The 20,813-nt window shown below is 40.4% G+C and carries 16 protein-coding genes; 3 read left to right on the top strand and 13 right to left on the bottom strand.

What is annotated here, in order from left to right; translation table 11 throughout:
• Positions 1-42: 42 nt before the first annotated feature.
• The 9 genes from GXP67_RS03805 to GXP67_RS03765 all read right to left on the bottom strand — a co-directional run bounded on the left by GXP67_RS03805 (position 43) and on the right by GXP67_RS03765 (position 12,296).
• Positions 43-1,413, bottom strand: coding sequence for a sensor histidine kinase (locus GXP67_RS03805; RefSeq protein WP_162441929.1), 1,371 nt, complete (start codon positions 1,411-1,413; stop codon positions 43-45).
• Between the two features lie 354 nt (positions 1,414-1,767).
• Positions 1,768-2,064, bottom strand: a complete 297-nt coding sequence (locus GXP67_RS03800) for a hypothetical protein (protein WP_162441928.1) — start codon at positions 2,062-2,064, stop codon at positions 1,768-1,770.
• 158 nt (positions 2,065-2,222) lie between these two features.
• Complete coding sequence (locus GXP67_RS03795; protein WP_162441927.1) at positions 2,223-3,056, bottom strand: hypothetical protein; 834 nt, start codon at positions 3,054-3,056, stop codon at positions 2,223-2,225.
• A 614-nt stretch (positions 3,057-3,670) separates the two neighbouring features.
• Positions 3,671-3,982, bottom strand: coding sequence for a 2Fe-2S iron-sulfur cluster-binding protein (locus GXP67_RS03790; RefSeq protein ID WP_197901724.1), 312 nt, complete (start codon positions 3,980-3,982; stop codon positions 3,671-3,673).
• Between the two features lie 147 nt (positions 3,983-4,129).
• Positions 4,130-5,134, bottom strand: a complete 1,005-nt coding sequence (locus GXP67_RS03785; protein ID WP_162441925.1) for an NAD(P)/FAD-dependent oxidoreductase — start codon at positions 5,132-5,134, stop codon at positions 4,130-4,132.
• A 102-nt stretch (positions 5,135-5,236) separates the two neighbouring features.
• Positions 5,237-6,007 carry a LytR/AlgR family response regulator transcription factor gene (locus tag GXP67_RS03780; RefSeq protein ID WP_162441924.1) on the bottom strand — a complete coding sequence of 257 codons (771 nt, stop codon included), beginning with the start codon at positions 6,005-6,007 and terminating at the stop codon, positions 5,237-5,239.
• Positions 6,008-6,089: 82 nt separating this feature from the next.
• On the bottom strand, positions 6,090-7,115 hold the full coding sequence (locus tag GXP67_RS03775) for a sensor histidine kinase (protein WP_162441923.1): 1,026 nt from the start codon (positions 7,113-7,115) through the stop codon (positions 6,090-6,092).
• A 324-nt stretch (positions 7,116-7,439) separates the two neighbouring features.
• Complete coding sequence (locus GXP67_RS03770) at positions 7,440-9,338, bottom strand: DUF4962 domain-containing protein (protein ID WP_162441922.1); 1,899 nt, start codon at positions 9,336-9,338, stop codon at positions 7,440-7,442.
• A gap of 27 nt (positions 9,339-9,365) precedes the next feature.
• A complete protein-coding gene (locus GXP67_RS03765) occupies positions 9,366-12,296 on the bottom strand; it encodes an FAD-binding and (Fe-S)-binding domain-containing protein (RefSeq protein WP_162441921.1) in 2,931 nt (976 codons plus the stop codon).
• Between the two features lie 339 nt (positions 12,297-12,635).
• Here GXP67_RS03765 and GXP67_RS03760 point away from each other — a divergent pair, with 339 nt between their 5' ends.
• On the top strand, positions 12,636-15,251 hold the full coding sequence (locus GXP67_RS03760) for a DUF5686 and carboxypeptidase regulatory-like domain-containing protein (RefSeq protein WP_162441920.1): 2,616 nt from the start codon (positions 12,636-12,638) through the stop codon (positions 15,249-15,251).
• Positions 15,252-15,326: 75 nt separating this feature from the next.
• Here GXP67_RS03760 and GXP67_RS03755 read toward each other — a convergent pair whose 3' ends face one another.
• From GXP67_RS03755 to GXP67_RS03740, 4 genes are all read right to left on the bottom strand, one after another.
• The gene (locus tag GXP67_RS03755; RefSeq protein ID WP_162441919.1) at positions 15,327-15,677 is read right to left on the bottom strand and encodes a heavy-metal-associated domain-containing protein; all 351 of its coding nucleotides are present in this window, start codon (positions 15,675-15,677) and stop codon (positions 15,327-15,329) included.
• A gap of 45 nt (positions 15,678-15,722) precedes the next feature.
• Positions 15,723-18,017 (bottom strand): TonB-dependent receptor, encoded by a 2,295-nt coding sequence (locus GXP67_RS03750; protein WP_162441918.1) that lies wholly within the window; start codon positions 18,015-18,017, stop codon positions 15,723-15,725.
• Positions 18,018-18,123: 106 nt separating this feature from the next.
• Positions 18,124-18,543: an HYC_CC_PP family protein gene (locus GXP67_RS03745; protein ID WP_162441917.1), complete on the bottom strand. Its 420-nt coding sequence runs from the start codon at positions 18,541-18,543 to the stop codon at positions 18,124-18,126.
• Positions 18,544-18,595: 52 nt separating this feature from the next.
• The gene (locus GXP67_RS03740; RefSeq protein WP_162441916.1) at positions 18,596-19,690 is read right to left on the bottom strand and encodes a glycosyltransferase family 2 protein; all 1,095 of its coding nucleotides are present in this window, start codon (positions 19,688-19,690) and stop codon (positions 18,596-18,598) included.
• Positions 19,691-19,894: 204 nt separating this feature from the next.
• Here GXP67_RS03740 and parS point away from each other — a divergent pair, with 204 nt between their 5' ends.
• Both parS and GXP67_RS03730 read left to right on the top strand, forming a co-directional pair.
• Complete coding sequence (gene parS / locus GXP67_RS03735) at positions 19,895-20,335, top strand: Xre family toxin-antitoxin system antitoxin (protein ID WP_162441915.1); 441 nt, start codon at positions 19,895-19,897, stop codon at positions 20,333-20,335.
• Positions 20,336-20,348: 13 nt separating this feature from the next.
• Positions 20,349-20,804 (top strand): RES family NAD+ phosphorylase, encoded by a 456-nt coding sequence (locus GXP67_RS03730; RefSeq protein WP_162441914.1) that lies wholly within the window; start codon positions 20,349-20,351, stop codon positions 20,802-20,804.
• Positions 20,805-20,813: the final 9 nt, after the last annotated feature.

Raw genomic sequence — 20,813 nt, 5'->3', positions numbered from 1 at the left:
TAGACTAATTGAGTGCAAAAGCCTTCCTTACTTGTAAAGCAATTATTTGATTGATTCAAAGGCTAATATGTTTTTAGGCAATGAAAAAGTAAAGGTAGAACCCTTGTTCACTTCGCTCTCAGCCCATATTTTGCCTTTGTTTTTCTCTACAAATTCCCGGCATAAAATCAATCCCAGGCCCGAACCAGGTTCATTGGCAGTGCCTTTAGAAGAGAAATGAGTACCCAGATTGAATAACCTCTCTACACTTTCTTTTTTCATGCCTACTCCGGAATCAACAACAGAAATTTCAACAGCACTCTCTTTCTCAGAAGCACTGATTTTAATATGCCCACCAGTATTCGTAAATTTAATGGCATTAACAACCAAGTTTCGCATCACCGTTTCACACATCTTTTCATCAGCGAAGGCAGATATATGTGCAGGAATTTCGTTTACTACCTGAATCTTCTTGTCAGCAGCCAGTGTAGATATCTGGGTAATATTTTCTGAAGCCAGTTTATGCAAGTCTACCTGGAAAGGTTTAATGTCAACCCGGTTCATTTGCAGTTTAGCCCAGCTTAGCAGGTTTTCTAAGAGTTTATATAATTTTTGAGAAGAAAAGTTGAGGTGTTGTGCCATTTCCCTACGCATCTGGTTGTCAAGCATTTCGTCTGGACCGAGTAAAAATTCTGATAATTTTACGATGTTAGCTGCAGGTCCTCTCAGATCATGGCTTACAATAGAAAAGAATTTATCTTTGTTATCATTGAGTTTGCGAAGTTCTTCTTCAGCACGTTCTCGTGCACGATTGTCTTTTATAATAAGAATAAGCGTAATAGCTACCAGAATGAGGGCTCCTAATCCTGCAAATATGTCTAGATAGAAAGCTGTCTGATGCTGGAAGGCGGCTTCCTGTTTGCGAAGCAGCAAAGCTTTGTGCTCCTGGATTTTTATTTCTTCAATAACTTCAGTCGCCTTTTGCTGAAATACCCTGGCACTCTGGATAATAATATCCACAGGCAGTTCTTGTGGCAAAGAAACTTTATTTATATGGTCGAGAAGGATCTTTTCACGCTCCGTAACAATTTCATTGAGTAATTTTAAACGGGCTTGCTGAGGCTTATCAGCTTTTGTAAGGGAATCTAAACGGTGTAACTTTTTTTGCACCATCTGATAAGAAATAATAAAATTATGCAGAAATCCCCCGTTATTCGACACACTGTATTCTACTTCATTGAGTGAAGCCTGCATGAGATGATACGACAATGATTCTATTTCATTTATAACCGTGTAAGTATGTTCTACTTTGTCGAAACTATTATTCAGGGTGCGATAAACCTTAAATGAAAATAAGATCAGCAAAATAAATACGGCTACCGATAAAGAGAGGCCTACAATTATCTGGCGGGTGCGTGAAATATTTTTAAACATACATCAATAACTAAGCTGGAAGGCAAAAGAATAATTTGTGTTTTAGAGACTAGCAATCATGTAATTATAAAAAATACGCATCCGATTGCTGTACTTTTCATAGTAAAGTAGCACCAATAAAAGCGGATAAAAAAAGTAACCGATATAGGTTTTTACAGTATGTAATAAAAGACAGTAATTCAGGAAAATAGAAGACCATCATGCTTTAAGTAATCTGTTTCCAAATACTGTTTTGTTGGCTTAAAAAAGGTTATATATCAGAGGGGGCTACAAAAAATAAACCTGCAGGCTTTTGAAAGTCTGCAGGTTTAGTGCCTATAACACGTATTAGTTGGGCAATTGTGAAAACTATGTTTACTTGGACCGGGGAAAATATTTAGAACTTAATAGGTTAACAATTTCCTGCACTTGTACAGATACGGCCATAATATTCTTTATATCCCGTTTGTCAATCGCTGTTTGCAAAGCTTCCTTCAAATGATCTGGAATTTCCTTGATCTGGGATATGGTTGTATGCAATTGTTTAGCTGATTTGATCATTTTAGCATTGGCTAACTGGCTAACCTGGCTATGGTAGAGCATTTTTTGCTCTGCCATAAAGTAGTTAACTAATGCAGTATTAAAGCTTTTGAATTCATTCAGGTCTTTCATGGCGCATAAGTTTAGTAGATTTAAATCATGTTCATTTTATTTAATGTATAACCTGTTTAAAAAAAGCCTTGTTAAAACAGCCTGTTATTGTTAAATAACTGCTTTATATGAGTAAGTACTCAGAATCATCATAAAATATCTGGATTAAGAACCCTGTTTTACAACAACACTAATTTTTCAACCTCACCACGTAATACTTTTAATCCGATGGTATTAAACTTAACCCGAAGCAAACCATCCGGAATAATATCAACCAGTATTCCTAACCCAAATTTAGGATGGGTAACTACATCACCCACCTGGAATTTATTACCCTCACTATCTACCCAGTTCAGTTCCTTTTGTTTGGGTTCTGCTGCTGGTTCTGCATCTGATGTTTGTGGAGGATGATTTCCTTTTAATATCTGGTCTTTTACTCCACTAATTGCTTCCAGAAGAATATTAGCTTCAGAAGATAAATCCACTTTATTTTTAATTTCAGCCTTTTGTATCCCTAATAAAGATATAATAGAATTAGTCCGTATACCTTTAGACTCATACATCGACAAAAGGGTTTCAGCAATTTCTTCTATAGTTTTGTTTACCCGGTCTACTCTCAAGGTTTCGTCATATTCTACATCGAGCAAACCACGGATATCAAATATTTTTGCGGTCAGTGTGTCTTTTATTAATAATGTTGGTAGATCAAGTCCCTGCCTGATGCCCAGCTTATATAGTACTTCGGAATTTTTAGAGCTTAAGTCACAAATAGCGATCTCAGCTGATGTAACTTCCCGCAACTTGTTAATTACAATATGATTAGTACGTTGCACATCTTCAAGCTTATAAGCCATTAAACCAGCCTTTGCACAAGCAGGCTTAATAATATATTCATATACCCGCTTAAAATGTCCGCTTTCATAAGGAGTACTATCGGCAACAGGCATAATAACCAAACATCTTTTTTCTTGCTGCGTATTTTCCTGACCCTCCTGCTCGTACTCTTTTCTCATATAAAACTGAAGTAATTTTTTGCTTTAAATTTAATGAACAGTTGCTGATTGGTATATGTACGTTTATTATTGTATTAATACATTTTTACCTTCCGATTGTAACTCAGGGTAAAAGTTTTTAATACGTATATACTCGTATAATTAAAACATAAAATAAAAAACCGGTAAAAACATGGGGCTGGTTGTAAAATATGCTTAAAAAAATCTTTCAAAGCGGTTTAAATATAAGCGATTTGCATTGAAAAATTTAAATCATCAAAGGTTTAATTTTGCTCAGAAAAATTCAGCCAGTTATAGAAAGATAAAAAAATCGCCTGCTTCATACAAGCGTCAGCGTTAATCAATATTTAACAAATTACGCTGCATAATAAGCTAAATAGTAATGTAATATTTGATTTGAATTTTAATATTATTGTAGGGTTCTTAATAATTAAGAAGAGGGAGTAGAATAAATCTTTATTAATCTTTGATAATAATTATATCATCGAAAGAAAGCTTTGATAGGTCGAAAAAAATAAAAAAATCTTTGAAAAATGAAATTTTATAAAATGTAAAATTTCCTTGATTGACATAAAAACTACTTACTATTAAAAAGAATGTAGAGAAAAGTATATCTATTCTGTCAGTACTTTAACTACGATCCCATTTATATTTTCACGTACAGGAATCTGACATGCCAGGCGGCTTCCGGATGTAATAGCAGGTAAAGTATCCAGCATATCCAGTTCCTGGTCTTGTGGAGGATTCAGATTATCACCTTCAAGCACTTCTACATGGCATGTTGCACACAAAGCCATTCCACCACAAGTACCTAATACGGGATATTCACTCGCCTTTAATACCTCCATCAAATTCAGATTAATATCAGTGGGAATTTCAATATGTTGTCTGTTACCGGATTTATCTTCTACAAAAATGTTTATAATGTCCATATAAAATGAATATGCTTTAAAAACTGAAATTAATTATGCTCATACAAATATGAATGCAAAAATGGCAGCTGATAGGTATATTATCAACTGCCATCTGTTTTTTATTTGAAAAATTTACGTTTTCCTGCCTGACGTTACAGGTTAGAAGCTTTGAATTCCATTGACAGTGGTATATTTTAAAGAAAACTTCTGATTAGGGAATACAATTTTATAGGCACTCTGCGCCATTAAAGCTGCTTCATGGAAGCCGCATAGGATCAGTTTAAGCTTGCCTGGGTAGGTATTAATATCGCCAATCGCATATACGCCAGGAATAGTAGTCGAATAATCGAACGTATCTACCGCAATCGCACTTTTATCTAAATTCAATCCCCAGTTTTCTAAGGGTCCTAGCTTCGGACTTAGGCCAAATAGGGGTATAAGATAATCTGTTTCAATAGTTTGGATGGATTTATTATGATCGCTTATGGATACACCGGTAAGTTTGCCATTACCACTAATCGCATTAATATTCGACTTGAGCAATAAGCGGATTTTATTTTCTTTGGCGAGTTCCATTACTTTCTCCACAGAATCTGGTGCACCTCTAAAAGATTCATTGCGGTGAACCAGGGTAAGCTCAGAGGCAATATCTGCTAAGAAGATTGTCCAGTCGAGGGCGGAGTCGCCGCCGCCAGCCAGAACTACTTTTTTATTTCTATATGTTTCCGGATTCAGGATCATGTAGTTCACACCTTTTCCTTCATACTCTTCCAGTTGCGGAATTTCAGGCTTACGGGGCTCAAAACAACCTAATCCGCCGGCAATTACGACAACTCTACAAATAATATCAGTGCCTGCTGAAGTACGGAGATGGAAAACACCGTCATCTTCTTTATAAAATTTTTCTACCCTTTCGCCTAAGGTAAAAGTAGGTTTAAAAGGCTCGATCTGATCCATCAGGTTTTTAATCAGGTCTTCTGCCAGCACCATTGGATATCCAGGAATGTCGTAGATGGGTTTTTTGGGATAAATTTCTGTGAGCTGACCGCCCACTTTTGGCAGTGCATCTATTACATGGCAACGCATTTTAAGCAATCCGGCTTCAAAAACTGCAAATAAACCAACCGGGCCTGCGCCAATAATGCAAATATCTGTTTGAATCATTATATTAATAAGTTGTAATTAAGGAGTTTATAAAATAAAAGTAGCAATTTGACACTTACTATTTACAATAACAAAAATTACAGCTTTTTGTCCCTGAAAAGTTCAATTTATCCAGTCTTTAAATGAAGCTGCTTTCTCGCGGCTTATATCGATCTCCATTGAAATCGGATTTTTGAGCTTTACAATGATTTTTCCATTAAATCCATGCCGGATGTTTTCAATTGAATTCATATGAATAATATACTGCCGGTTTGCCCGGAAAAAGGATGATGGGTTCAATACATGCTCAGCTTCCTCTAAGGTTTCGAACTCAGAGATCATCCGCTGGTTATCAAAAGTAAGAAGGTAAATAAGTTCTTCTTTCATCAGACAGGAAATCTGGTCTGTTTGTACAGGTACCAGCGTATTCCGGTAATGTGCCATCAGGCGCTCTTTGTATTTTTTTGCCGGAGAGGCGAGTGGCAGGTCTTGCAGTAAAGACTGGAGTTGCTGTTTAAGTTCTGGTAAATTATTCTGCTGCCTGAGCTTTTTAAATTTTTCTAAAGCTGTTACTAATTCGTTCTCGTCAATAGGTTTGAGCAGGTAATCTATGCTGTTTACCTTAAAAGCCCGGATGGCATATTCATTATAGGCTGTTGTAAATATCACCGGACATTCCAGCCGTACCATGTTGAATAATTCAAAACTGACTCCATCCGAAAGCTGAATATCCATAAAAAGCAAATCCGGTTCAGTATGAGTGGCAAACCAGTTTCTGGCGGCCTGTAAACCTGGCAAAACAGCTTCTATTTCCAGTTGTGGATCTGCCTGCTGAATTAGCTTCTTCAGGTCTCTGGCGGCTAAGGGTTCATCTTCTATAATAACTGTTTTCATAGAAGGAATATAAAATTACAAGATTTAACATTTGACTATTTATTCATCCTACAAGCATTCATATACCCAAACCTGCCAACATCTAAAGTAAAGGAATTTTCACGGTGAATGTATTGCTATCTTCGCTGATTTGCATGGGCTGATCAGATAAAAAACTATACAGGGCTTTCATATTTTCCAGGCCCATTTTATTCGAGTTTTCAATAATACTTTTCTTTTGCAGATTATTCTCCACACACAGGTAACCGGCATGGGTATAGATGCGAATCGTAAGCGGATACGCCTCATTTACGATATTGTGTTTAATGGCATTTTCGATCAGTATCTGTAAAGTAACTGGTACGATTTGTTTAGGCCTGCTTTCGGCTGGAATATCAATTTGTACGTGCAGACTGCCGTAGAAACGGGTTTCGAGCAGGAAGACATAGTTTTCAATGAACCTGATTTCAGTCTCCAGGTTTACCAGTTCTTTTTCTTTATGCAGCAATACATAGCGGTATACTTTAGAAAGCTGTTGTAAAAATTGCGATGCCAGTTGCTGGTTTTCGAAGATAAGGCTATTCAGGGAGGTAAGGCTGTTGAACAGAAAATGGGGATTAAGCTGATTTTTTAGGTTTTCAAATTGTACCATTGTTCTTTCCCGTTGCAGCCTCTCTGATTTCAAGATGGCTTTTTTCCATTCTTTAAAAAAATAAGCGCCAATTGAGCCGCCATTTATAGTTAAAATAATCAGTGTTGCAATCACATACCCAAGTAGCCTGGGAATTTTATCTATTCTTAGTTGAAGTACATAGGTTGACAACAAAAAGATCATAGACATATAGAGGTACAAAAACACCAGGCCGATAGCTACCTGGATGATGATCCTGCGGAAAACCCCTTGTTCATAGGGTATGCGGTGATTTAATACAGTATCAATATATTCAAGAGCATGCCAGATGATGGTAATTGAAATAACAGAAGTAATAAAAATCAGCAGTTGAAACTGCCATCCGAATTCAGGAAACAAGATCAACCGGATGATAAGTGCTACCGTAGCTAAGGATAAAATTGCTATCTGTTTTTTGTTCTTAATGGCAAAATGCAGCAATGGATAAACGGTTCTCATAATAGCAGTTTTGCTTTATTTCCGGATAATTTCTCCATCATTCATTTCAATAATCTGGTCAGTTTTCTGAGCAAATTCGGTATCATGGATTCAATATACCCACGACTTTTTATAAAGGAAATAAGCTTTTAAGCAACGTTCAACTCTATCTTAACCAAGCGTATAAAATTCCTGCGGAAACAGCTGTTGATAATATTGGAGCGAAAAGACAGGTTTTATCAATTATTCAGGAAAATAGAATAAATTATTTTATGTGATTTCTGCAAATTTGTAGCCTTGCGAAAAGTATGGCTCTTCTAGTAGTATTGGTCAGTTTGCTACTTATTATTTAACTACTGCTTTACGCCAGTTTTCTAAAGGCAAAGTTTCTCTCGATATTTTTTTGGTATTATTTTGCGGAATAAGCAATACTGTAAACGCTTCTCTGGAGTTTTTTGGAATTTCTACTTCAAAACCCACCAGCATAGTACCAGGATTAGGGGCATCATAGGGTTTTGGCGGATCGGTAGGCCAGGTTTTTAAGATAACCTTGGCCGGACTTTGCACTTTCAAAAGCAGCTTTTTCCCATTTTTACTGAGTTCTATTGCATCTTTTCCGCTTATTCTGGCATTTGCCGAAGTGAGCATAGTCCATCGGACGAAGCAGGAGGAATCAGCTGTTTCAATTTCATCCCGCACCACTATATATTGCTGATCAATAATGGAAATACCTCTTTTGGCGCTGTTAAGCTGGTTATTATACAGGCTCGTCAGGTCTGTTATGGCATAGAGTGCAGATGATTTATCGGAGGAAGTTGTAATGGTGGCGTAACCATCCACCAGTTGCAGAGAATAGTTTACTGTTAATGTATTATGTGAAAAATTATTATACCGGAATACTTCCCATCGTTGTGCTCCCTGCTCTCTGCCCCAGATGCTAATACCTTTCGATTCTAGTGATTCATAATTTTGTAACCCAAAATCCATGGCCCATCTTTCGCCAACGGCATCCATTACAAACGAACCTACATCCATATGCCCGTGATTTACGGAAGGAGAACCAGCTTTGAACCCTACATAAATGGCATTGGGATCAGTCCAGGAGGTACGCATAAGGGCAACCGGGTTTTTGCCTTGTCCTACCCACAGTTTATTTGTTGGTGCTGAAATTTTATTTAAGCGGACATCATGACCCCATAGTATCATGGCTGGAAGCAGTCGGTTATTGGTGCGGATATTCTCCCGGCTATTTACTAATTGCTCTTTTTCTGCCCACAACAAGGAAGGTTGTTTTAATTTCTGGGCAAACCAGAACATAGCCGGCTGCAGGCCAGTTTCAGTACCAGCATCTGAGTAATTAAAACTGCTTCCGGTCGGGCCTGTCATGTGCAGCAGGTAAGCAGCCGTTTTCATAAAGCCCGGCTGGTTGCCCACACTAGCAATATTCCCGAAAAGTTTTTCGATAGCGCTGTTAAATAGCACCTGGAAACTCGTGCCATAGCCCCAGTAACTATATCCCTCCGGATAAGCACCATCGGGTTCATAGTCTTTTAAGGGCAATACTATGCTCTCAATACTCCGGGTAATGATTTGCTGCGCCAGCTGCGGTTGGTCTTCAAAAATAGCTAAAGCGCCGTAGGTGATACCGGCATTACACACCTGATTCCAGTTATGGGTAGCCTTTAGCCAGCTATTGTATTGGGTATCCAGGGAAGGTTCAATGCCCTTTTTGAGGATGGCTTCTTTGATTTTGTTTCTCGATTCTTCCGGCAAGGCATCATACATCCAGTCGTAACCAATTGCTACGGCCATGGTCATTTCGGCTACATCCAGAAAGTGGGAGGGATTCCAGTCGCTGAATGCCGATACCGCCAGTAATTCTTTTTCTGCCCGCTTCAGGTATTTCGCTTGTTTATTCAACCTGTAGGCATATGACAAATAAAATACCCTTCTCAAACATTCCCTGGACTTATCCAGCAAGCGCCTGCCGATCTGGATTCTCTGTACCGGTTCTGTTGCTATGATCTTTTCGCATTCATCCAGAATAGCCTGATGCACTTTTTTCCAGCTCTGGTCTGCTTCTATACTTGCCTGAATGCTCTTTTCTTCACCTGCCAGAAGTAAAATCCTGGGATGAGAGGGTAAACTGGTAAATGTTGACTGCGGCAGGGTTTGTGCGTTAAGTGAAAGCGTACAGGATAGCAGGAAGAGTAGTAAGAGCAAGAACTGGCAAATGGTTTTCATGTTCAGGAAGGGCTAGAAGCGGTTTTGCTACAATAAGGCATTATATAGGATTTCTGCCGGATGCAAGGCGATACGGCCAGTGCCATCCTTAATCTGGTGGCGGCAACTGGTGCCAGGAGCAGCAATAATTACATCTTCTGGCTGCTTACGGACGGTTGGAAATAATACCAGTTCTCCAATCTGCATGGAAACATCGTAGTGTTCCTTTTCATACCCAAATGAGCCAGCCATGCCACAACACCCAGATGGAATCAGATGTAATTCGTAGTTTGCTGGCAACGACAATGCTTTTTTAGTGAATGTAAGTGAAGAAAGGGCTTTCTGGTGGCAATGACCATGCAGTTTAATTAGCTTTTTTTCTGTAGTAAAGGCTTCTTTCCGGATATTTCCTTTATCAATCTCATTGGCAAACCATTCGTCAAATAACCAGGTACAACTTGCCAGATGAACTGCAGCCTTTTTAAGCTCATTGGGTACCAGATCAAGGTATTCATCCCGCAGAGTGAGAATAGCAGAGGGCTCAATGCCGATAATAGGAGCATTGCTGGTTACTATTTTTGAAAGCACTTCTACATTTTGTATGGCAATTTCCTTTGCCTTTTTCACCAGGCCTTTAGACAGATAAGTCCGGGCACTTTCCAGATGCTGCGGAATTTCTACCTGATAGCCGAGTCTTTGCAGTAATAAGATCAGTTTCTGGCCGATTTCCACATCATTATAATTAGTGAATTCATCACAGAACAAATAAACTATGCCGTTGGAAGTCTGGTTACTCTTATTGGCCTTTTGCTTTTTCCACCATTCTCGTAAAGTAGTAGTATATAATTTTGGCATGGTCCGCTTCGGATGGAATCCCACCATATTATTTGCCAATTGCCTCAGAGAAGCTGTTCCAAAAATCAGATTATATCCCCAGGGAGCCAGCGAAGCCAGTTTCATTTGTTTGGTAAAATCACTGATGAGCCGTGAGCGTAACGGGATACCATGTGTATCATAATACTGCTGGGTAAATTCAGCTTTCATCTTTCCCACATCTACACTCGAAGGGCATTCTGATTTACAGCCTTTGCAGGAAAGACACAGATCAAGTACATCTTTTACCTGTTCCATACTTACTTTTTCTCCCTCTGAAGCAAGCGTTCCGGTATAAAAATGACGGAGCATATTAGCCCTTGCTCTGGTAGTATCCCGTTCGCTGCGGGTGGCCATATAGCTGGGGCACATCGTTCCACCGGTGATGTGGGTTTTGCGGCAATCTCCGGAACCGCTGCATTTTTCGGCCAGATGCAAGATGCCCTCCTGGGCCGAAAAATCGAGGGTAGTAGCTATATGAGGCTGCGCCTGGTCGGGCTGGTAACGCAGAAATTCGTTCATGGGTGGGGTGTCGACTATCTTTCCCCGGTTAAAAATTCCTTTTGGGTCGAATATGTTTTTTATCTGCTTAAAGAGCGCATAATTTTTATCACCCATCATAAAGGGAATAAATTCACCCCGAAGACGACCGTCACCGTGCTCACCACTTAACGAACCATTGTATTTCTTTACTAAGGCACTGGTTTCCTGGAGAATGGTACGGAAAAGACCTTTGCCAGCCTTGGTTTTCAGGTTGATCATCGGTTCCACATGCAATTCACCAGCACCGGCATGTGCATACATAGAGTACCTGACCCCATGGTTTTTTAGTAAGGTTTCCAGTTCAGCGATATAGGAGGGAAGGTCGGCGGTATCTACGGCACAATCTTCAATCAGGTTTACACATTGGGTATCACCAGGTAAATTGCGCAGCAGTCCAAGTCCGGCTTTCCGCAGTTCCCAGGCTTTTTTTGAATCGTCGCCCAGCAACACCGGATAGGCATAACCTAAGCCCGCTTTTTTCAGGTCTTCAATTAATGTATTGGCTTTTTCCAGTAAACCAGTAACAGTATCATCAAAAAACTCCACCATTAATATGGCTTTGGGTTCTCCTTCAATAAAAAAGCGGTTTTTGGATTGTTCGATATTGGTTTTAGTGAATTCCAGAATAAAATCGTCGACTAACTCAGAACTTGAACACTGATGGCGGAGGGCGATCAGATTGGCTAGCAATGCTTCGTGAATGCTATTAGTATGAATGGCTACCATACCAGGTTCTTTGGGTGGCAAAGGCAGCAATTTGAGTTTGGCTTCAGTTACAAAAAACAAGGTACCTTCTGAACCCGCAATCAGTTTGCACATATTAAAGGGCTTGGTTCCCTCAAATGCCAGCATGTCGAGCACATAATCCAGGGCATATCCGGTATTGCGGCGGGTGATATTCTTCTTGGGAAACCCTTTCTGGATGGCCTCCTGATTTTCAGGCTCACTTAGCAACTTCTCAATAGCCTGGTAAATTTTACCTTCAGCAGTCGGTAGGCGGCATTTGTTATAAAACTCCTCTTTTGTCAGCGCTCCGAATATTGCTTCACTGCCATCAGCTAAAAAACCTTTCACTTCCAGCAGATTATCCCTGGTAGCGCCCCAGATAATAGAATGCAGGCCACAGGAGTTATTGCCGATCATTCCTCCAATCATCGCCCGGCTGGAGGTAGAAGTTTCAGGCCCGAACATTAAGCCATATTCTTTCAGATGAGCATTTAAATCATCCCGGATAACGCCTGGTTGTACCCGTACCCACTGTTCCTGCTGGTTTACTTCCAGTACTTTAGTAAAATGTTTGGAAATATCTGTTACAATACCACTGCCGACTACTTGCCCAGCCAGTGAAGTACCGGCAGCCCTAGGAATGAGGGTAATTTCCTGTTCATAGGCAAAGCTGATTAAGTTGCGCAGATCATCAACTGTTTTGGGAATAGCAACGGCCAGGGGTTGTTCCTGGTAAACAGAAGCATCTGTAGCATATACATTTTTGAGGGCACGGTGGTGCGCATTATCCTGGTAATATAATTCTCCCGAGAAATGGTCAAGCAACTTGTCAAGCATTCGAATCGATAACAAAATGGATTGCAAATTAAAGATATTGAATTAAACTCTAAAAGTTGCGCATTGAATTGTACCTTATTGTGTTCAATTATTATTTATTTTATTTCCGCAAAGGAAACTCTGATAAGTAGAATATACAGTTAAAAACATCTGGTATTTTTGATTTCGAAGGCGGGAGGGATAAATTCTTATCTCTTGCAACCATATACTATATTCAGGCATCTGTTCTAATAAACGCCTGTTACACTGCTTCCGGAATATAGGGCATCAAACAAAAATGTGTATCTTGTTTGATATCTTGGAATCCATGCGTAATGCAGGTAATTTGCCAGCCGCCTTATGAAACAGAAACGCATCATTTTTTTCTCACTTCTCCTCTTTTTATTGAATAGTCAGGCTTTCGCCGGAGGCATCCGTGGTACTGTCAAAGGAGACGACGGAACCATTCTGGCATTTGCCACTATTTTTGTAAAACAGGCGGGAACCGGTACGGCTGCCAATGCTGATGGTTTTTATGAAATAGCACTTCCAGCCGGAACCTATGAAGTTTCATACCAGTTTCTGGGCTATGAAACAGAAAGCCGGCAGGTAACCGTTGGGAATGACTTTGTAGAAGTAAATATCGTGTTGAAAACCCAGGTGGTACAACTGAAGGATATTGAAGTGAGGGCTGGTAAAGAAGACCCGGCTTATACCATTATGCGTAAAGCCATTGCTAAGGCTAAATATCATACCCAGTCTATAGATTCATATGCGGCAACGGTGTATATCAAAGGTTCAGGCCAACTCAAAGATTATCCCTGGCTGGCTAAGAAAACCCTCGAAAAAGAAGGTATCACCAAAGACCGGGTGTATATTTCAGAATCTGTAAGCGAAATTACCTATACCCGTCCGAATACGTTTGGCGAAAAGGTAATCTCTATCCGCAGCGATGGCAAAGACAATAATACCTCACCGAATCCTTTTATTTTTGGTAGTTTTTATCATCCGGAAGTAGCCGAAACGGTTTCACCCCTTTCTCCCAAAGCCTTTGCCTATTACCGCTTTGAATACCAGGGCACTTTCCAGGATCGTAGTTTCCAGGTGAGCCGCATCAAAGTGACACCCCGTTCCAGAGGAGATAATGTGGTATCGGGTATGATCTATATTGTAGAAAACTGGTGGAGTATTCACAGCCTCGATGTGCAAACTACCAAACTGGGCATAGATATTGGCATTAAAATGCAGTATGCACCCATCGAAGATAAAGCCTGGCTGCCGGTATCCCACCGTTTTAAGGTAAATGGAAAATACTTAGGCTTTGAGTTTGAATACAATTACCTGGCTACCATCAGCAATTACAAAATCACAATGAATCCGGAAGTGTACGTGGAAGCGATGGAGGTGATTGATGATAAGCTGGAAAAAGAGGAGGCCAAAGAAGCAGAGAAAAAATTTGGCCAGAAAGATCAGCCATTACAGGAACGCATGGCATCCGGAAAAGAGATCGGGCGGAAAGAGTTGAAAAAGATGCTCAAGGAGTATGAAAAGCAGGAAATCAAAGCCCAGAAAGAACCGGAAGTTGTAGCCAATACTACCTACAAAATTGACAGCCTGGCTTATAAAAAGAATACCGCTTACTGGGATTCTATCCGACCTGTGCCTTTGTTGAAAGAGGAAGTAAAAGGTTATCAGATTTCTGATAGCCTGGCCGTGGAAGACCGGAAGAAAGCCGAAGGTGATACAGTAAAAGCTTCCAAACACAAAGGTTTTCAGCCCTGGGATATTATTATGGGAGATAACTACAAACTTTCTAAGCGCTCTAATTTCCGCATTCATACGCCAGTGGGTGGTTTTAATACCGTAGAAGGCTTGAATCTGATCTATAAGCTCACGTTTGGGACTATTTTGCCGGATACCAATAAAACCCGTTTTTCAATTACGCCGGCATTCCGCTATGCCTTTTCCAGAGAAAAACTTTCGGGGCTGCTTACGATGAGGCTTCAGAATAAAAACTACCGGCTCGAATTGCAGGGTGGTCGCTACATTCGCCAGTATAACCAGGATGAATCCATCTGGCCGTTGGTGAATACATTTACTACCTTGTTTTTAGAACAAAACCTGATGAAACTCTATGAGCGGGATTTTGTAAACCTGCTCTACCGTACCAAAATTGGCAACAAAATCAGCCTGAATTCCAATCTTACCTGGATGCGACGCCGGGAACTGGCCAATAGCTCAAATTTTAAAATAATTGATAGGCGAAAAATAGAAGGCTATACGCCGAACCGTCCTGAAAATGAAGAGTTATTAGATACTGGTTTCCCGGAACATGAAGCATTTATCGGAAGCATAGGTATTTCAGCCCGTCCCTGGTTGAAGTACCGCATTATAAATGGCGAGAAACGGGAAATCTCCAGTTCGTCTCCCACGTTTTCGTTGGATTATCGCCGGGGTTTTGATGGTATTTTAGGCAGCGATGTCCGTTTTGATCAGCTGGAACTGGGGATGAAACATGGCTTTGATATAGGTGTACGAGGGAAAGTAGACGTGGCTTTAAAAGGAGGCATGTTCCTGAACAAGGATAAGCTATTCTTTATGGATTACAAGCATTTTTTAGGCAACCGAACACCCTTTTCTACTTCTGACCCGGTAGGCAGTTTCCGCGTGCTGGATTATTACCGGTATAGCACCGCTGACAAATATTTTGTAGCCAATGTACATTACCAGTTCCGCAAATTCCTGGTAACTACTATCCCCATCGTCCGCCTGACTGGTATCCGGGAAAATGTATTTGTGAATTACCTGGCAACGCCTACTTCCAGAAACTATACGGAAGTTGGGTATTCCATTGATGGTATCTTACGCATATTCCGGCTGGAGGCTGCCGCTGCTTTCCGGGATGGAAAATATGTAGGCTATGGCTTGAGAATCGGTATTGCTACCAGTATAGGTGTGAATTTTTCGGAGGAATAGTAAAAAAACATAGCGAGAATTTATACCTTTCTCGCTATGTTTTTTGTAGTCTATGAAGGTCGGCCAAGAAATATCTTAATCTACATGTACCGGCTTATCTTTTTTGCAGCAATCTTCGAGCTTATTATAGGCTTTCTGGTCAGCTGGTAATTCATCGGCATCATAGCCGGTTTCATTGATCGCTTTTTTGATTTTATTTATATCTGTTTTTTTAGGATTATAGCTTACCGTAATCACTTGAGAAGGCACATCCAGATTTGAATTCTTTATCCCTTTTTCAAAAGACAAGGATTTCTCAAGGGTATTTTTACACATTTTGCATACAGAGGAAGTTTTAATTTTTACTTCTTCCATTTTGCTGTCCTGAGCGAAACCTAAGCTGATACTGCTGATAAATAAGGCGATAATTACTGCTGCTTTTTTCATGATAATTGAGATTATATTATTTGCTTATGTTTATAAATATTGAAATTATTTGATTTTAAAACGCATCCCTGCATAAATCATCCGGCCATATACAGGCCCCCAGATCAGAGATGCATCGAAATTTGGGCCAAACGGCTGATCGGCAGCTACGATTGGATTAGCTTGACGGAAATTACCCAGGTTTTCACCACCCACATATAAATCCCATTTTTTGAAAGCTTTGGTAACCTGTGCATTAAATAACCAGTAAGCTGGCGATTTCGATTCCCGCTGAAAAGCTTCCGGATTGGTAGAAGTATCCGGAATACGTTTGCTGCCATACCATTGAGAAGTAAAGTCGAACTTCCATTTCTCGAACTTTGTCGCATAGCCTACATTGAAAAAGAAGCGGTCGCGGCTTACAAACTGCCGTCTCATGAGTTCTCCGTTAATAGTATTTTTTACATCGTAATACTTATAAGCCATCTTTACATCCAGTGCTTTCAGCGGCTGATATTGCAATTCTACCTGGGCACTGTTGGCAAACGATTTTCCTTCCAGGTTATAAAAAGCTATCTGGTTAGGATCAGTATCCATATCTGTAATAATCTGGTTTACAAAATCGGTGCGGTACAGATCCAGGCCAACCAATCCATTTTTACCCAGCAGAGAGAATTCATGCGTCAGGTTTACACCATAATTCCAGGCTTTTTCGGGAAGTAAATTTCCTTTTACCACCAGTTGCCTGGAACTGATCAGCACAGAAGTATTTTCAGCAATCGGATTGGCCACCCTGAATCCTTTTCCGGCAGAAGCTCTAAATGCAGTATTGGGAGTAAGGTCATATTTCAGGTGCAGCCGGGGTGTTAAAATGGTGCCATACATATTATGAAAATCCGAACGCAAACCCACTACTGCTGAGAACTTCTCAGGAATGGTATAGGTATATTCCCCAAATACGCCAGGCACCGATTCGGTCCGGGAAAAGGTAGAATCCCGGTATTGCTCATTATAATTATCCAGCAAATAGCTTGCTCCCAGCTTGATCTGGTGATTGGTATTATTAATGATCGACTGGTAAATTAGATTGCTATAAAATGTCTGCTGGCGGCCACCATAAGTATTATTACCAAAAAATGAATTCTGGTCGTGGCTGGAGGCCGATACAATCAAACCTAAGCCTTTATATGGTGTATTGGGGAAAAGTAAAGCGGTTTTGGCAAAAGCTTCAAATCGTTTGGTTTCAGTGCCTGTGCCATAATATAGTTTCTTCCGCATTTCATACCTGCCCGAATCCACGCCATGTTCGATGTGACCAGAATCGTTGGGTATAAATACACTATCCATTTCTGTATGCTTTGGATTATAATAATTCATTTGTCCGCCTTTGCGGGAATCATAAAGGGCTTTTACGCCAAACTGACTTTGAAACCTAGTACCATTGTATTTCCAGCGGTTCACCACATTATACTGGGTAGACATGGGTAAATCCAGGAAGCCATCGTTATTGCGGTCCATTTTGCTTGCTATTTCATCTCCCATGCGGCTGGTATGCATCAGCAGGCCGGTACTCCATTTTTTGTTCAGCTTATGCGCTAGATTCAGATTTATTTCTGCCCGGCCCATGTCGTTCAGGTACGTATTGAGATAGAGTTGTTCGCTGGATTCCGGCTTTTGTAATTCTACATTGATCTGGCCTGCAATCGACTCATAGCCATTCACCACTGAACCGGCTCCTTTGCCTACATCAATCGAAGAAATCCAGGTGCCAGGTACATAACTTAGGCCATATGTGGTAGAAAGTCCCCGGATAGACGGGATATTTTCAGAATTTATCTGTACATAGGTGCCATCCAGCCCCAGCATCTGCACTTGTTTAGCGCCGGTAACAGCATCGCTGTACGACACATCTACGGAAGCATTGGTTTCAAAACTCTCAGAAAGGTTACAGCAGGCCGCTTTCAGCAGTTCTTTGGTCGTAATGGTTTCTATTTTAGCTGATTCTGTACGAGAGATAAAGGTGGAACCAGATTTTACTTCCACTTCATTTAAGGTAGCCACCGCTTGGAGGCGGATTTGCAGGTTCAATTGAGTATTAACCTCAACGGTGTCAGATTGAAACCCCACAAAACTTATAACTAAACTTGAATGACCGACAGGTTTTTCCAGGGAAAATTTGCCCTGCAGATCAGTAATCGTGCCTTGGGTAGTGCCTGCCCAGTATACATTCGCTCCGGGTAAGGGTACAGATGTATGAGTTGAAGTGCCATCCAGTACAATTCCCTGAATGGTTTGGGCAGAGGCGGAATATATGAATAAGGCGAAAAATAAAGCCGTACAGGCAATACATATATTTTTCATAAACGGTTGATATAATTGATAACGTCTGTGGTTATTGCCGGGAGGCAAATAAAAAAGCCATACCTATACCATAGGGTACCGGTGCGGCTGCATAAGACGTATCAGATTATATCTGAAGGGAATGATAACGGATGAGTAACTGGCGTCCGGTTAAAGGCGGAGAAGAATCTGCTGACTGATAGACAGCCTGTCCACTCAAAACCATTGCATGGAAAAGACTGACCAGGGTATCAATTACATAAAAGAAAATATGAGAGAAAAATCCAGCTACCTTTTCTACGACAGGCGCTATATCGAAAGTAGCCACATGCGTTTCTGATTCGCAGCAGGTATTGCTGCTTATTGTAGTTTCTTCCGTTGTTGCAGAAGTAGTTTTGCGGGCACAGCAGCCTTCTTTTTCAAAAAGCGAAGCAGATTTTTTATTGCGGATGAGGCAGGTATGTTCAATTAAACCAAATCCTGTACTGGAGAGGAAAACCACTCCAAGCAGGAAATAAGTTATAATTTTTGTGAACACTGCTTTCATATCCGCAAAAGTAGACAATTTGCCGGTTTAATGCAACCTGTATCAGCAAAAATTATGCCTGTACTGGTCTAGTATATGCTCTTCCCCGCCATCGTACTGGCATATTGAATATGTATAAACCTAAGGCATATAAGCCTATTATCATAAATAATAAGGTAGATACTGGAAATAAAACCAGTCCCAGCAAACTGTAATTCCCACTCCGTTTCTGTACGATCCATACACATAATAATGCACCTATTGTCGGAATCAACCGGATAAGTCCAACATCGTTTGTCCGGCAGGAAAGAAGCGCCATAATACTGAGTAGAGAAATCACCAGCGTAGAAATATCCATACTTTGTACGCCAAGCCGCAGTAACCGGCTCCACCCTTGCATAAAAGCCTTAAAACTAGCATACATTTGAACCTGATATAAGACAGCCTGTGTATATACTGCATATTTCCCTTCGTATAGTAAAGTATTTCTGGCCAGCTCTACATCTTCTGTCAGGCTGCTCTTCACTGCTGCATGACCCTTGTGCTGATGATAGAAAGCAGTGTCAAAAAGCAGATACTGTCCGATGGCATAAGGCTGCTTATGTGTAGGAGTATCATAAGGGCTGGCGGCAACAGTTACCAGAAAGTGAAACGGACCCATTAGTTTTTCCCACCAGTGCGTATTTAAGTGAAAGGAAGGCGCAGAAACCATTGCACATTGATTTTCCTGCAGGTATTGAACGGCCTTTGTTAAACTTTCAGGCATGTGAATGGTATCGGCATCTGTAAAAAGCAACAAAGAACCCCTGGCAACCTGTGAACCTATATGGCAAGCCCAGTTTTTTCCGATCCACCCTTCGGGTTTAGCAGGTGCTTTCACTACAGTAACAGAATATTGCGAAGCTACCTGATAGGTATTATCTTCGGATTGGTCGTCTACCACAATAATTTCATAGTTAGGATAGGTTAGCTTCAATAATGAATGGAGTAAACCTGGTAAGTTTTTCTCCTCATTACGGGCAGGAATAATAATAGAAACCAAAGGAAAGCCCTGATGCAATTGACTATCTGTAGAAAGGTCTTTTTGGAAAAATCTGATATAAGGCCATGTTTGAAATACCACTACTGCCAGACCGGCATAGGCAAGCACTGTGAAAAATATTTCCATTAATATTCAGTAATTTCAGTTGATAGGGGCAGAAGTTTTCTATTTGTACGGTTTTTAGGAATGGCAGTTATCTTTAGTGAAAAGTAAATCCGTAGAATATGTATGCAGAAAACACTAATAACAAAACTTTACTTGCAGCTTACCTGTTAATGATTTAAATTGCCTTCAATTGAAGGTATACATATTGTCAAATGCAAGTATTTTATGATTACAACAGCACAGGTTTTACATGTAGTAGGCCAGGGAAAGCAGATAAAAGCCAGCCAGGCAACCGACGTTAGCTTATATCATGTAGTTTCTTCCGGCCAGCCTATTGCTTCTTTGCGGGCCATGCAACAATTGATGGGTTTTACACACAAAGAAATATCTGAAATGATGGGTATTTCGGAGAGTACCTTGCTGCGGAGGTATAAAGCAAGCAAACAAACCCTGACACGGGAAGAAACCGATAGGCTTATTGGGATTGCAGAAGTAATAGCCCATGGCATGGATGTGTATGAGTCGGTAGAATTATTTAAACAGTGGCTTCATACGTCTTTACCTCCCTTGGGAAATCAGAAACCGATTGAATTATTGTGGTCGTCGATAGGAAGGGCAAAAATCAAAGATATTCTCACCCGGATTGAATATGGCCATTATTCCTAAACAGAATTGAATAGTGATTGTTTACAGAATAGGCAAAGCCGCTTATATACAGGATTTATCGGGAACAGGAGGACTGTTTGGCAGCGGAAGATGGCATAAGCAGGGAACACGTATCATCTATACTTCTGAATCTGTGTCGCTGGCAAAGTTAGAAATACTGGCCAATTACAGAATTATTCCTCCGAATATGCACTTACTGACGCTGAAAATTCCCGATAAAATACCTGTTCAAACTATTGATGTGACTCTATTACCCCAGAACTGGCAGGATATTAATTATCCGGAAGCACTGGCAGAAATAGCATTAACCTGGATCAAAGGGTTAGAATATGCTTGTTTAAGGGTTCCTTCCGCACAATCGGTAAATGAATACAATGTATTGCTCAATCCTTTGCACCAAGATCATTCAAAGATAAAAATCCTGAAAACAGAGCCGGTCTTTTTTGATCCCAGGTTGAAAATGAGTTAACCTGTTCCC

It is taken from the genome of Rhodocytophaga rosea (assembly GCF_010119975.1).
GTDB classification, from domain to species: Bacteria; Bacteroidota; Bacteroidia; order Cytophagales; family 172606-1; genus Rhodocytophaga; species Rhodocytophaga rosea.
This window is presented reverse-complemented; position numbering and strand designations above follow the sequence as displayed.